15 protein-coding genes are annotated in these 13,061 nt (G+C 62.3%); 5 read left to right on the forward strand and 10 right to left on the reverse strand.

Annotated features, from left to right (window positions below; all coding sequences use genetic code 11):
• Positions 1–163: 163 nt before the first annotated feature.
• The 4 genes from ACP7B9_RS06845 to ACP7B9_RS06860 form a co-directional block, all read right to left on the reverse strand.
• On the reverse strand, positions 164–709 hold the full coding sequence (locus tag ACP7B9_RS06845; RefSeq protein ID WP_425861945.1) for a YdeI/OmpD-associated family protein: 546 nt from the start codon (positions 707–709) through the stop codon (positions 164–166).
• 77 nt (positions 710–786) lie between these two features.
• Complete coding sequence (locus ACP7B9_RS06850) at positions 787–1,818, reverse strand: LLM class flavin-dependent oxidoreductase (RefSeq protein WP_425861947.1); 1,032 nt, start codon at positions 1,816–1,818, stop codon at positions 787–789.
• Positions 1,815–2,465 carry an alpha/beta hydrolase gene (locus ACP7B9_RS06855; protein WP_425861949.1) on the reverse strand — a complete coding sequence of 217 codons (651 nt, stop codon included), beginning with the start codon at positions 2,463–2,465 and terminating at the stop codon, positions 1,815–1,817. The genes ACP7B9_RS06850 and ACP7B9_RS06855 overlap by 4 nt, the downstream gene beginning before the upstream one ends.
• A gap of 321 nt (positions 2,466–2,786) precedes the next feature.
• Positions 2,787–2,918 (reverse strand): hypothetical protein, encoded by a 132-nt coding sequence (locus tag ACP7B9_RS06860; protein ID WP_425861950.1) that lies wholly within the window; start codon positions 2,916–2,918, stop codon positions 2,787–2,789.
• 650 nt (positions 2,919–3,568) lie between these two features.
• Here ACP7B9_RS06860 and ACP7B9_RS06865 point away from each other — a divergent pair.
• From ACP7B9_RS06865 to ACP7B9_RS06875, 3 genes are read left to right on the forward strand one after another with little or no spacing between them, the layout of a single operon-like run.
• On the forward strand, positions 3,569–3,913 hold the full coding sequence (locus ACP7B9_RS06865) for an ArsR/SmtB family transcription factor (protein ID WP_425861952.1): 345 nt from the start codon (positions 3,569–3,571) through the stop codon (positions 3,911–3,913).
• Positions 3,903–4,874, forward strand: coding sequence for a TIGR03086 family metal-binding protein (locus ACP7B9_RS06870; RefSeq protein ID WP_425861954.1), 972 nt, complete (start codon positions 3,903–3,905; stop codon positions 4,872–4,874). The genes ACP7B9_RS06865 and ACP7B9_RS06870 overlap by 11 nt, the downstream gene beginning before the upstream one ends.
• Before the next feature lie 24 nt (positions 4,875–4,898).
• On the forward strand, positions 4,899–5,345 hold the full coding sequence (locus ACP7B9_RS06875) for an SRPBCC family protein (protein ID WP_425861955.1): 447 nt from the start codon (positions 4,899–4,901) through the stop codon (positions 5,343–5,345).
• 2 nt (positions 5,346–5,347) lie between these two features.
• Here the strand turns inward: ACP7B9_RS06875 and bioD are convergent, their stop codons facing one another.
• Genes bioD through bioB form a run of 5 tightly spaced genes read right to left on the reverse strand, consistent with a single transcriptional unit; the run spans position 5,348 to position 10,751 of the window.
• Positions 5,348–6,061: a dethiobiotin synthase gene (bioD, locus tag ACP7B9_RS06880; protein ID WP_425861957.1), complete on the reverse strand. Its 714-nt coding sequence runs from the start codon at positions 6,059–6,061 to the stop codon at positions 5,348–5,350.
• On the reverse strand, positions 6,058–7,125 hold the full coding sequence (locus tag ACP7B9_RS06885; RefSeq protein ID WP_425861959.1) for a cytochrome P450: 1,068 nt from the start codon (positions 7,123–7,125) through the stop codon (positions 6,058–6,060). The genes bioD and ACP7B9_RS06885 overlap by 4 nt, the downstream gene beginning before the upstream one ends.
• On the reverse strand, positions 7,122–8,339 hold the full coding sequence (locus ACP7B9_RS06890) for an 8-amino-7-oxononanoate synthase (protein WP_425861961.1): 1,218 nt from the start codon (positions 8,337–8,339) through the stop codon (positions 7,122–7,124). The genes ACP7B9_RS06885 and ACP7B9_RS06890 overlap by 4 nt, the downstream gene beginning before the upstream one ends.
• Entirely contained in the window at positions 8,339–9,673 is a 1,335-nt protein-coding gene (locus ACP7B9_RS06895) for an adenosylmethionine--8-amino-7-oxononanoate transaminase (RefSeq protein ID WP_425861963.1), read from the reverse strand. The genes ACP7B9_RS06890 and ACP7B9_RS06895 overlap by 1 nt, the downstream gene beginning before the upstream one ends.
• Entirely contained in the window at positions 9,666–10,751 is a 1,086-nt protein-coding gene (gene bioB / locus ACP7B9_RS06900; protein ID WP_425861965.1) for a biotin synthase BioB, read from the reverse strand. Before bioB ends, ACP7B9_RS06895 begins: the two co-directional genes overlap by 8 nt.
• Before the next feature lie 167 nt (positions 10,752–10,918).
• Here bioB and ACP7B9_RS06905 point away from each other — a divergent pair, with 167 nt between their 5' ends.
• Positions 10,919–11,548, forward strand: a complete 630-nt coding sequence (locus ACP7B9_RS06905) for a TetR/AcrR family transcriptional regulator C-terminal domain-containing protein (protein ID WP_425861967.1) — start codon at positions 10,919–10,921, stop codon at positions 11,546–11,548.
• Positions 11,549–11,558: 10 nt separating this feature from the next.
• A complete protein-coding gene (locus ACP7B9_RS06910) occupies positions 11,559–12,527 on the forward strand; it encodes a hypothetical protein (RefSeq protein WP_425861969.1) in 969 nt (322 codons plus the stop codon).
• A 54-nt stretch (positions 12,528–12,581) separates the two neighbouring features.
• Here ACP7B9_RS06910 and ACP7B9_RS06915 read toward each other — a convergent pair whose 3' ends face one another.
• Positions 12,582–13,043: a DUF3817 domain-containing protein gene (locus ACP7B9_RS06915; RefSeq protein WP_425861971.1), complete on the reverse strand. Its 462-nt coding sequence runs from the start codon at positions 13,041–13,043 to the stop codon at positions 12,582–12,584.
• Positions 13,044–13,061: the final 18 nt, after the last annotated feature.

Genomic DNA, 13,061 nt, shown 5'->3' on the forward strand with positions numbered 1-13,061 from the left:
TCCTCACATCGTGCGTCCCGACCGGTCGCCGGAGCGCATTCCCCAGTCTTGCTCTTTTATAACGAAACAGTAAAGGAACGATGGGCGATTCACACGGAACACTCAGCTTGAGCCATCTAAGGAGGCCTGCAATTCATCAAATATTCATCCAAAAACAACAGCTTTATCGGCTGAGATGGGCGATGATCCGGGCCAGCGCAGCTGCTTTCTCCTTTTGCGTGTAGGCCTTGAGCAGCGGCAACATCAGCAGGTACTGCTCCGAGCGCCCCAGAGTCTCGAACACGGAAAAGGCCAGCGGGTTGGCCGCTAGTGCAACCGTCAGTTCGTCCGGCACTTGGGCAGTCCGCTGAGGCTCATAGGCGTTGTCCCATCGCCCATCGGCCTTGGCTAGAGCAATTTCCTGTAAACCGGCGGGATGCATGCGGCCAGCCGCCATGAGCGATTCGGCTCGATCCACGTTGACCCGAGACCATGGACTCCCCGCTCGGCGACGTGAATAGCGCTGTAGAAAGGAGTCCTCGTCGAAGGCCTTGCGCTGACCGTCTATCCAGCCGAAGCACAATCCAACGTCTCCGGCATCCACGATGGCGATGAGCGCAAGCGCCGTATTCCGCTTACCAATGCGCAACCAGGCTTCGCCCGACTGGTCATGATGAGCTTCCAGCCAGGCGGCCCATTCGCCCACTCCGGAGAATTCGAGCGCATCCACGGATCATCCTTTCGCCGGTCCCTTTTGGCCAGCGTATTCGCATATCTGCGAACCCGACAGATTAGGGACCGACCCTATTATTTCAGCGCCGCCCGGACAGCCGGAAGGACCTCGGTTGCCAGCAACTCAATGGAGCGCAAGGTCGCCGCTTGCGACAAGCCACCCAAACCCACCTGGGCTAGGAAACGCGTGTGGCCGAGAATCTCGTGCTCCCACAGGATCTTGTCGACGATTTCGGCAGGGCTGCCCGCGAAAAGCGCGCCGCGTGGACTCGCCCATGCATCAAAGCCAGTTCGGTCCAACCGACCAGCCCGCGGCATGTTCTGCTCAATATAGGAAGAGTAGTAAGGGAAGAAGGTCTCCCTGGCTCCCTGCGAGGTCTCTTCAACATAGAAGTGTGAGGTAACCCCGATCCGCCCAGGTTCACGGCCAGCGTCCTGTGCCGCACGGCGGTACAACTGCGCCAGAGGCCCAAACCGCTCCGGCGCACCCAGGATCGCCAGGTATAAGGGCATGCCCAGTCTGCCGGCCCGTTCGGCCGAAGCGGGGGTACCGCCAACGGCAGCCCAGATCGGAAGTGAATCCTGGACCGGCCGCGGCCACACCCCGGCGTCAGTCAACGGCGGACGGGTGGTCCCGGTCCACGTGACGGGGTTTTCGTCGCGGATTCGCAGGAGTAGTTCGAGCTTGTCCTCGAAGTATTCGTCATAGCGCTCGAGCTGCTGGCCAAACAACGGGAAGGACTCCAAATAGGCGCCTCGACCTGCCGTAACCTCGGCCCGGCCGTCGCTGATGAGATCGAGCATTGCAAAGTCTTCGAACACTCGCACCGGATCGGCGCTCGACAGGACAGTAACGGTGCTGGTCAAGCGTATGCGTTCGGTTTGCGCTGCTGCAGCGGCCAGTAATACCGCGGGCGAGGAAACGGCAAAGTCCTCCCTGTGGTGCTCGCCGACGCCGAACACATCCAAACCTGCTTGGTCCGCAACACGGGCCCACTCAAGAATGTCTCTGGTGCGGGCTCTGGCTTCCATGGGTTTGCCGTGCGCGTCGCGAGTCAGCTCACCAAAGGTAAAGATCCCGATCTCGAAGGGGGATGTGGCACTCACGCCACGGCCACCACGTGGGCGCCGACCTCGACGGCCAGGAAGTCACGCACGTCGCTGAGCTCTGCAGCGTTGATGCCATGTGCCAATCCTGGGTAGATGCGCTCGTTGAGGGTGGTATGTTGCGGCAGGAACTCGCTGCTACGGGCAATCGCAACCGGGGCGATGACTCCATCTTCTGCACCCCGCCCCCAGAAAAGAGCCGGGCGTTGCTCCAGAAGGGCGCTGTCCCCGGGCTGCGGTGCACCGAGCACAAATCCGCCCAGAATAACCGGCGCAACAACCCGCTCGGGCCGCGTGCGCAACAATTGGCTCGCCATGAGGCCGCCCTGCGAGAAACCGATGGGCACGATCCGGGTCGCGGGATCCACATTCTCATCAATCCATGCCCAGATCGCGTCACTTGCCCGCTCAACGGGCGCTGCGTCCGGAACTCCCGGCGTAGTAATCGAGAACCATGCGGCTCCCCCGTTACCGAGTTCAAGCGGTGCCCGCAGTGATGCCCAAGGCAGATTGAGCCCAATCGCGGGAGCCAGCGGGCCTAGATCATGCTCGTTGGAGCCGTAACCGTGAAGGAAAAGTACCACCGCGTCAGGAACGTCGTTGGCGGTCCATTCGGGCGAGCGCACATCGCGCAAGGTGGTGTTCATTCGTGCTCCTTGGGGTAAGGGACTTCATCTGCATGACCAGCCACAAGACGGACCATACTCTAAAGATACACCATTTACTTGTAGCTTCAAGTATCAGATTTAATGCACCTGGCAGGTTCAACGACGCCACTTCCCTCTGATGGCCCGCTGGGAGTTAATCAAAACAGCCCGTGCTGGTCAGCACGGGCTGTTCACGGTGGCCGGGAGGTGAAATACGCACCATACCGACCCTGGGAATGAGGTGTACGAAATGTGTAATGGTCATTTCGCTCCTCCTTTCAGTGATGTGCCTTCATCGGCACGGCGTCGAAGGCAGAGGATCTACCGGATGTTGAACAGATCAACCCGGACGATCTCGCGATACTGACGCTCGCGAAGCTGGTTGAACTTTTCTTGATCCACGGGGGTGAAGAATATCCGCCTAACGGATGACCTAAGGGACTTGGGGCTCATTGTGACACCTCCTTTCAAGAATTGTGGCGAATTAGTGGACATTTTGGGGCGCGACAAATAAAGCCCTTCTTTCATAATCGAAATGAATATAAAACGGCATTATGAGAGCACAAAAAAGCGCGGTTTGTTTTGTGCTTGGAGTCCGGCCGTCAAACCGTGGTCACGCGCTTAGATGCGGCAAATCCAAATCTGCTACACGATTCGTTAAACGAAGGCGTAGATCAGAAAATGGTGCCAATCATGAATGCGGCTAATGACCAGGAGTGACGGGTCGGAAGGTGGCTGCGTTTACGCGGCCTTGTCTGGACAGCCTTGCGGCGGCGGCCCTACGCGGTGACAGTGTTAGCTGTGACGGCGATTGACAGGCGTGCCGGGCAAGGCATGACCAGTTCCGATAACTCCGGACTTGATAGTTGTAAACATCATGGCCTCCCTTCGATTGCACGCGAACATCCCGGACTGTTTGTCGGGGACTAATAAATAAACTACATCACGGACTGCGCATAAAGCCAGTTGATTCGATGAATAATTTCAAATATTTCTTGAATTTGTTCAACCAAGGCATTAGGGGTCCATTCTCAGCGCACCTTCCGGCAGGGCCGCTTCCCTCAGTGCTTGCCAGATGCGTTAGCGCCCGCTAACGTATAAGCATGCCCGATCTCCTTGAAACCGCAGCGGAACCCAGCAGGCGACGCCTGCTGCAGCTCTTGGGTTCCGGAGAACAAGGCGTGAGTGCACTGGCAGAGAATTTTCCGGTCAGCCGGTCCGCGATCTCCCAGCACTTGCTGTTGCTGGCAGAGGTCGGTCTGGTCCAGGCCAGAAAAAACGGCCGGCAGCGCCTTTATAGCCTCAATCCTCATGGCATGGCCCAGCTGCGGGACTCGCTGGAAATGTTTTGGACTACGGAGCTCGACCAGTTAGTAGCGGATGCGGCCGCCTTGGCCTCACCGACCCACGCATCGCCCGAATCTCAGGAGAATTCTCATGACCATTGACCAGTCCGTTTTCATTCCCGTCAGCCCCGACGTGGCCTTTGGCCTCATCACGGAACCCGAACGCCTTCGTCGCTGGCAAACAGTTGCTGCCCGCGTTGATCTGCGGGTGGGTGGCGACTATCGCTGGACCATCACTCCCGGGCATTCCGCCGCCGGCACGTTCACCGTGGTCGAGCCCGGCAAGCGCATTGTTTTCACTTGGGGATGGGAAGGACAGGACGATTCCACCGGCTCCACTGTCGCCATCACGTTGGAACCCGTTGCGGGCGGCACTACCGTCCGGTTGGTCCATGAGGGTCTGAGTGACGAATCGGCCGTCGGACACACCGAAGGTTGGATCCACTTCCTGGGGCGCCTCGAGGCACTTGCCACCACAGGCGATGCTGGGGCCGATGATTGGGCAGCAGCTCCGGACCCGATCAACGAACTCATCAGCGCCGAAGCCACCCTGGCAATTGTCCAGCGCATCTTGGCCACCTTGACCGAGGCGCATCTGCCCCTACCCACGCCCTGCGACGATTTCTCTGTCGCAGAATTGGTGGAGCACCTGGTGGGATCAATTTCCGGAATTGGCCAGGCTTTGGGAGCCGTCCTTACCGACGACGCCGAGGCCTCGCCCGAGGTGCGCGTGGCCAATGCCGCTGCACCCACCTTGGAGGCCTTCGCGGCCCGTGGCCTCGAAGGCACGATTGACATGGGCTTCGCCGAGCTGCCGGCCACCACGGTTGCCAACATCTTGAATCTTGAATTCCTGGTGCATGCGTGGGACTTCGCCACAGCCACGGGCCAGCCGCTGGAGGTCTCGCCGATCCTCTCCGATTACGTTCTTGGCCTGGCCCAGAACACCATCACACCCGGCATGCGCGGGCACAGCTTCGCCGACGAAACCCTCGTTGAGGAATCCGCGGAAAGCCTCGACCGCCTGGTGGCCTTCACCGGCCGCCAAACCGCCAGCGCCTAACTACTGGATAGGAAGGTGACCACCGTGGTCAACGTTTGCACGGAAATTCACATTGACGTCCCCTGCGCCGAGGTGGCCGCCTACGCTGCCAATCCGGACAATGCACCACGGTGGTACCAGAACATCGACACAGCCGAATGGCTCAGTGAACCTCCGCTCAGCACCGGCTCACAGGTGCGGTTCAGTGCGCGATTCCTGGGCCGAACACTGAGCTACACCTATCAGTTCGTCGAGGTCATCCCCGGGACAAGGCTTGTCATGCGCACCAGCCAGGGTCCGTTCCCCATGGAAACCACCTACACCTGGGATGAGGACGGTGCCGGCACCCGAATGACCCTGCGCAATGCCGGACAACCCCGTGGATTCTCGATTCTGGCCGGTGCATTCATGTCTCCCATGATGCGCCGGGCCATGCGCAAAGACCTTGCCAGGCTCAAGGACATTTTAGAAAACTCACCGGCCGGAATGTAGCATCAGCGGCCCCGGATACCGAGCCATTCCGGGGCCGCTGTGCGAAATTGCTCTCCGGATAATAAGGAGGCCTGCTCCGGCAGGCACCCCAGCAGCGGGGTGGCAAGCCGTGACAGGTATTCCTTGTTATCCAGTTCCACCTCGCCCGGATCACGCGGCCAGGATCCAACCACCAGCCCCGCTGCGCTCAATCCTCGAACGGCGAGCGCCTCGAGGGTCAGCAGTGTGTGGTTGAGTGTGCCGAGTCCACTGCGGCAGACCACCACCACGGCAGAGCTTGGGAACGCCGAAGCTAAATCGGCGATCGTGTTCCCGTCTTGGTCCAACTCCACCAGTAGCCCGCCAGCACCTTCCACTAAAACGTGGTCGTGACTGGTGGCCAAAGATTGAACGGTGGCAACATGGTCGGCGAGCGCCGGTAGCGCCTTGGACTCGCGCACGGCAGCCGCGACCGGGGCCATGGGCAACAGCAACCTGGCTCCTTCCACGCATTCGTTCGTTCCGGCCAAGCGCCGAATCTCTCCCATGTCACCGCCCTCCCCCGCGGCCACCCCGGTCTGAACAGGTTTGTAGACGGCCACGGTGGCGCCGTGCGCCTGCAGCACTGCGGCGAGTGCCGCCGTCGTGAGTGTCTTGCCGACGTCCGTGTCGGTTCCGGTAACAACTACGACGCCGGGCAGCCTCACCCCTCCGCGGCTCACCCCTGCGCCCTTCACCGCGGACTCCTTGCCGCCATGACAGTCGTAGGAGTCTGGAAGGAGAGCAGCCGTAGCCAGCTAGGCTCCGGGTCCGCGAGTTTGAGCTCCGGCAGGGCGGCCGCGGCCTCTTCCACCACGAGTCGGGTTTCAAGTTCGGCCAGTTTGGCCCCGAGGCAGCGGTGCATCCCGTACCCGAAGGCGAGCGAGTAGGCGGTGGGCGGCGAATCCGGGGCATGACGGCCCGAAAGCTCCAGAAGAATCTCGGCGCCGGCCGGGAGCTTGACCCCATTGAGTTCGGTGTCTCGAATCGCGGCGCGGCGCCACGTGTGGACGGACGACTCAGTGGCCAGTACCGCCCGGACATGCGTGTCAGCACGTTCCGTGTTGGCGAGTCCCGCCCACGCCTCGGTGCCCAGCCCAATGCCCCGGTACAGTGCAGTATTGATGAGCTGTGAAGTGGTCTCCTGCCCGGCGATGACCAGGAAATAGCCGAGAGAGCACACCTCCGCGGTTGATAGCCCGGCCGCCAGCAGCACCCCAAACAGGGAGTCCTTGCCGCGGCTGGATATCACCTCGGCGCGTAGCCAGCCATAGAATTCGGCGGCGCTGCCAGCCAGCTCGAGCTGCCGTTCCGGGCTCGGCCAGCCCCAGAACAATTCCAATGAGTCCCGGCTCCATAGCTTGAGGTCAGACAAGGGCGGATTGTCCTGGCCCGTGAGCTCGGCCATGATGACCGGCGGCACGTGACGGGCCAGCGACAGGGACAGATCCACCGGGCCCGAATCCAAGGCAAGGGCAGTCTCCGCGATGTGGTGGCGAGTCAGCTCCCGCACGCGGGGAGTCACGGCCGCGACCTTGGCGGGGGTGAAGAAGCTTGCCACGGCTTTGCGAACCATGCGGTGCCGCTCCCCCGTGGCCGAGGCCAGCACCGGGGGCAGGGCAAATTTGGCCTTACTGAGAATGCGTAGAGTGCCCGGAGCTAGGGGCACCACCGAAGTGAGCGCATTGCTCGGGGCAAAATCATCCGTGCGCCGCATGACCTCCTTGACGGTGGCTGGCTCCCCTACTACGAGGTAGTTCATATGTCATTCCTGTTCCGGCCCAAGCCAGCTTGTTCTGAAACGTTCGCGGGGTGCGCCCGTGCCACCGTGCGGAGCAGCCCGGCAGCGTATTCCATTTCCGCGGGCGTGAGATCGGCTTGCGCGGTCACGCGCAGGCGGGATACGCCGTCGGGCACGCTGGGCGGCCTAAAGCACCCAACCCGCACACCGGCGGCACGCAAACCGGCGGCTGCCCGCACGGCGTGATCGGCCGAGACCATGGGGATCGATTGCACAGCACCCGGCGAGCGCTCAATTCCGCATAACCGGGCCAAGGTAGCCGCGTTCTCCTGCAGCCGTGCCACTAAAGTGGGGTCAGCGGCAATAATCTGCGCCGCTTTGGACGCGGCAGCGGCGGCGGCCGGAGCCAAGGCCGTGTCAAAAATGAAGGGCCGGGCCGTGTTGAGCAAATGTTCACGCAGAGCCGCGGACCCCAGGACGGCGCCGCCCTGCGCGCCGAGCGCCTTAGACAGTGTCACCGTCAGCAACACGTTCCCTGCCCCAGCCAGCCCGGCAGCATGGACAGCACCTCGCCCGGCTCCCGCCACGCCGATCCCGTGCGCCTCATCGACAAGCAGCCAGGCATCATGGCTGGCGCACAGGGCGGCCAGCGCCGTGAGGTTCGCGCCGTCGCCCAGCACCGAGTACAGGGATTCAACCACGACGACGGCACGCGGCTGAGTCCGAGTTTGTAGGGCGGTCGCTACCTCCCCCAGGTCGCCGTGCGGCACTATTGCCACGGGGGAACGGGACAGCCGGGCGGCGTCCAGCAACGACGCGTGGACGTGGGCGTCAAGAATCAGAAGCGTCCCGGGGCCACCCAATGCACCAAGGACGCCAAGGTTCGCCAGATACCCCGATGAAAACGCCAAGGCAGACTCGGCACCCGTGAGGTGGCACAACTGTTTCTCGAGCTCGGCGTGCACAGGCAGCGTGCCATTCACCACCCGGGAGGCCCGGGCACCGGCACCATAGCGTTGCACGGCGTCGACGGCGGCCGCCGTAACCCTGGGGTCCCGAGACAAACCAAGATAATCATTGCTGGCCAGATCCAACATGGCGCCCGCCGCGGAGAGACGTATCGGGCTGGCCGCTCGGACGAGGCCGCGACGCTCACGCACATCCGAACGGCTCTGCAGCCAGGATTCCATGGCGCCATGTCCCGCAGTTGGCAACACCGCGTCTGCGGCTGCCATCAGCCGTGCACCTGAGCCACGGCCGCACATAGCCCGGCTCCGATGGTGGCGAGGTCCTCTGCGGTACTTATATAAGGAGGCATGGTGTAGACGAGGTCCCGGAACGGGCGCACCCACACCCCTTGCTCCAAAGCCACTCGGGTGAGTGCCGGGACATCGACAGGTGTGTGGAGCTGGATGACGCCCACGCCACCGAGAACCCTGACGTCGCGAACCTGAGGTAGTGCTGCCGCAGGAGCCAGCGCGGTGATGAGCCCCGATTGGAGTGTGGCAAGCTGCCCCTGCCATGGCTCGGACCGAAGAAGTTTCAGCGACGCTACCGCTACGGCGCATGCCAGCGGATTGGCCATAAATGTTGGCCCGTGCAGGAGCGCCCGCAAGGGCGAATTCGTGATGACGGCCGCTACCTGGCGCGAACACAGCATGACAGCAAGCGTCAGGTATCCCCCGGTCAGCGCCTTGCCCACGCACATGATGTCAGGAGTAACGCCTGCCCACTCGGCGGCAAACAGCTGTCCGGTCCTGCCAAATCCGGTGGCAATCTCGTCCAAGATCAACAGCAGCCCGTACTCGCTGGCTACGCGCCGGGCTGCAGTGACGCATTCGGGCGCATAAATGTGCATTCCCCCGGCTCCCTGCAGCACGGGTTCCATGACCAGTGCGGCGAGGTCATCCCGGTGGGCCCGCACGGTATCTTCCAAGATGGCCGCCCAGGCGGTCACCTCCAACGGATCGGAGCGCAGCTCGCCATCCACCAATCGGGCCTGCGGCGGCCTCGGCAAGAACAGCTGCGGCGCCACCAGCCCGGGGAACTCGGCGTGCATGCCGTCCACCGGATCGCACACGCTCATGGCCGCAAAAGTGTCGCCGTGATAGCCGCCGGCGAGAGCCAGGAAACGAGTGCGTCGCTGATGGCCCGCGGCCCGCTGGTACTGCACGGCAAGCTTCAAGGCCACCTCCACCGACACCGAACCGGAGTCTGCAAAAAACACATGTTCCAATCCAGCCGGAGCCATCTCCACCAACATCTCGGCCAATTCCACGGCCGGGGCGTGCGTCAGTCCGCCAAACATCACATGGGAAAAGGAACCCGCCTGGGCCTGCAGGGCTGCGTCCAGTTCCGCATTTCGGTAACCATGGACGGCCGACCACCAGGAACTCATGGCATCGACAACCGCGAAGCTCCGCCCATCCTCTGCCTGAAGCTGGAGCCGTGTCCCACCCGCCCCAAGGACCGCGTAAGGTGCCGGTCCATCCAGCGGAGCATAGGGGTGCCAAAGCAATCCGCGGTCGCGCTCCACGAGTGATGGTTCCCCGGCGGCACCGCTATGCATTGGCGGCAAATTCCGTTCCCGCGCCCCGACGCCGGATGGTGAGTGGGGCACCTGGCGAGGTCTCGCCGTCGTGCATGTCATTGGAGGACGCGGCAGGCTGGCTGCCAAGGACGATGAAGCCGGCGTCGGCAATCATGGCGAGATCGTCCTGGCCAGGCTGGCCCTCGCTCGTGAGGTAATCCCCGAGGAACAGTGAGTTGGCGATGTTGAGGGCGAGTGGCTGGAGGGTCCGTAGGTGCATTTCACGCCCTCCGGCCATGCGGATTTCCACGTCGGGGCAGGCGAATCGCACGGTGGCGAGGATGCGCAGGCAGCGGGCCGGGGTCAGCAGCCAGGTCCCTTCCAGTGGGGTGCCCTCGAACGGCATGAGGAAGTTGACGGGGATGGAGTCGCTGCCGAGCTCGCGCAGGGCGAAGATGGCATCGATGAGGTCCTCGTCGCTTTCGCCCATGCCCACGATGAGGCCGGAGCACGGAGATAACCCTGCGGCCTTGGCATGTTCGACGGTTCGCACTCGGTCGGCGAATTCATGCGTGGAACAGATTTCCTTATACATTTCCTCGCTGGTGTTCAGGTTGTGGTTGTACGCGTCAACACCACAGGCCTTGAGCTTTTCCGCCTGGCCATCCTTGAGTATCCCCAAGCAAGCGCATACTTCCACGCCCGGATGCTGGTCCTTGAGTCCCTCCACCATGCCGGCAACCCGCTCCACGTCGCGGTCAGTGGGTCCCTTGCCGCTGGCCACCAGGCAAACCCGGGAGGCTCCGGCATTAATGCCCGTGGTTGCCTGGGCCAGTGCCTCTTCCGGCTTGATCCAGGTGTATTTAAGGATCTGAGCGGCCGAGCCCAGTCGCTGGGAACAATACGTGCAATCCTCTGGACACAGCCCCGATTTGAGATTGACTAGGTAGTTCACCTTCACCGTATTGGCAAAGTGCGCACGGCGGAGGCGTGCTGCGGCGGCCACCATGTCAAGCATCATTTCATCGGAGGAGGTCAGGACCGCCAGGGCGTCCTGACGGGTCAACGTGGCGCCGGACAACTGCCGGTCTGCGAGGGCTTGAAAGTTATTGAACACTGTTCAAGTATCAAAATGGGAGACGGTTCTGTCAAATGGCCGGCGTTACGGCGACGGCTCGACGCGGGCCCTGATTACTGGCAGGCGGCAAAGTGCTGCCGCCATGGGGCAAAATGGAAGTTGCCCCATGGGCATCCCGGCGAAGACTCAACGAAAGATTGCAGCACATGCCCCTCACGCGTGACCAGGTCATCGAGACCGCCTTTGAAATCCTGCGGGACTACGGGCTGGCCGATCTGTCCATGCGGCGATTGGCACGGGACCTTGGCGTGCAGCCTGGGGCCCTGTACTGGCATGTGAAGAACAAACAAGAATTACTCGGCGTGCTGTCGGTCATGATCTTGATGCCCGCCGATTCCGGGCCCACAGGCGCAGGTGCACGCGGCGTCGCCGACCCTGATGCAGACGCGGATCCGGTCGCTGCCGCCGAAACCGAGGCGTTTGCTGCCCTGCACTTGCAATCGCAAGCCATCCGGCGGGCCCTGCTAAGAGTGCGCGACGGCGCCGAGGTGGTTGCGCTGACCCACGCTATTGACCCGGAATCACTCACCGTGCTTCGCCGGCTTACTCTTGGATTTGAGGCCGCGGGCCTGCGCGGGCACAATGCCGGATGGGCGGCCCGAGCCCTGGTGCACTACATCCTGGGCAGCGTCACGGAGGAACAAACCCGCAGCGGGCTGATCCAGGCTGGCGTTCTCGAATCCTCGGCCGACCCGGCAGACGCCGATTCCGCCTTTGAATTCGGACTCCGACTGTTACTTACCGGAGCAGCCACGGCCACCGGCGCCCCGCGGTAAACTTCCGGACATGGATATCCCCCGCACAGCAAAGCTGCACCTTGAAATTGACGTGGAATTTGACGATCCTGAGGCTGTTCAGGCCCACGCCCGGGACTGGGCGCACGAGCAGTCCCGCGACGATTCAGTGGCACTGACGGAGATGCTCGCCCAAGCCGCCGAAAGTCCCGAATCAGCTCTCATGATGCTCGTGGAGCCCGACGACGTTCTCGCCAAGGTACCGGGGGTCATGGCGCTGGGTGCAAGCATGTGGATCGACGAGGCCTCCCATGAATCGGCACCGTGGCCGGGCGGGGACGATAGCGACGATGAACCCGAAGCCGGCGATGAACTCGAGGAGTCCGAAAACGAGGAGGAGTGGCTCGAGGAAATCTTTGATGCCGCCGAGAAACTTCCAGGTCTGGGGCTGGAGCGTCTGGGCTATTCCACGGTCAAACTCAATCCGGATTCCCGCGCCCAATCCCTGCGCCGGGCCACGAACCTCCGCGGCGCCATCCACTGGGCCTATGAGTATTTGATCGATCAACTCTTCGACGATGTCCAGGCGCTTCGCACCGCGCCCGAAGCCATCGATGAGGCACTGCAGCTCAGCTCCTTGCCGCCGCTGTATCAAACCCACTACGGGCCGCTGTTCGCCCAAAGATTCCTGGTGGTGACACTGGATCTGGGCACGTCGCTGGCAACATCGTTCAGCTCACCGTCGTGCGTTGCCCAGGAGCTCTCACTCAAGTTGATCCTTGACAGCGTGGACGTATTGCAAGAAATGCTCCCCGCACTGGAATTGCCGGACGACTGGCGGAGCCTGACCGACACAATGTTGTTTGACGGCCTGGACCATGAACTGCTCTACGTGGCCGCCTATGACGGCGTCGGCAATGACGCGGCAGGAAACCAGATGGGCATCTCCAACCTGGATGTCGCGGCATGGTTCACCCCGTTCCTGGATCGAACCATCAACCCTTACGCGGCCAACGAATAACCCGATTTCCGAATAGCCTCTCCGGCGATCGGGTTCCCCCTCAGCCGGGAGATCCTAGGCGCGGCCGCCGGGAGGGCCAACGAAAAGCATGGTGGCCATGATCCCGCCAACAACCACAACGAAGGTCACACCGAGCAGGACCGGCCTGGCAACCATCGCTCGCAATGCAACATCAGCCCACTTCTTGTCGCCGGGGTGGTCACTCGCGGTGGTGCGCCATGCGCCGTCGAGCTTTCCCTTCTTTTCCAGCCACCTGTCGAAGGGGATGGTCAGGTACGGGATGACTGAGGTGGCCGCGGCAACCACAATTAGGCCCTTGGGCCAGCGCTGGTTCAGGCCAATGAGGATCGACGTGACGACATAGGCGATGAACACCAACCCGTGCACAAAACCGCCAATGGAGACGGGCCAATCGCCCACCTTCACCCCATATTTCAGGATCATTCCCAGGATCAGCAGCGTCCAGGTGACAGCCTCGGCCGTGGCTATGGTGCGGTAAAAGGTGCGTGGCGACATGGTCTGGATGCAGTCCTT

Origin of the sequence: Arthrobacter sp. TWP1-1 (genome assembly GCF_049897845.1) — a bacterium.
Taxonomy (GTDB): Bacteria; Actinomycetota; Actinomycetes; order Actinomycetales; family Micrococcaceae; genus Specibacter.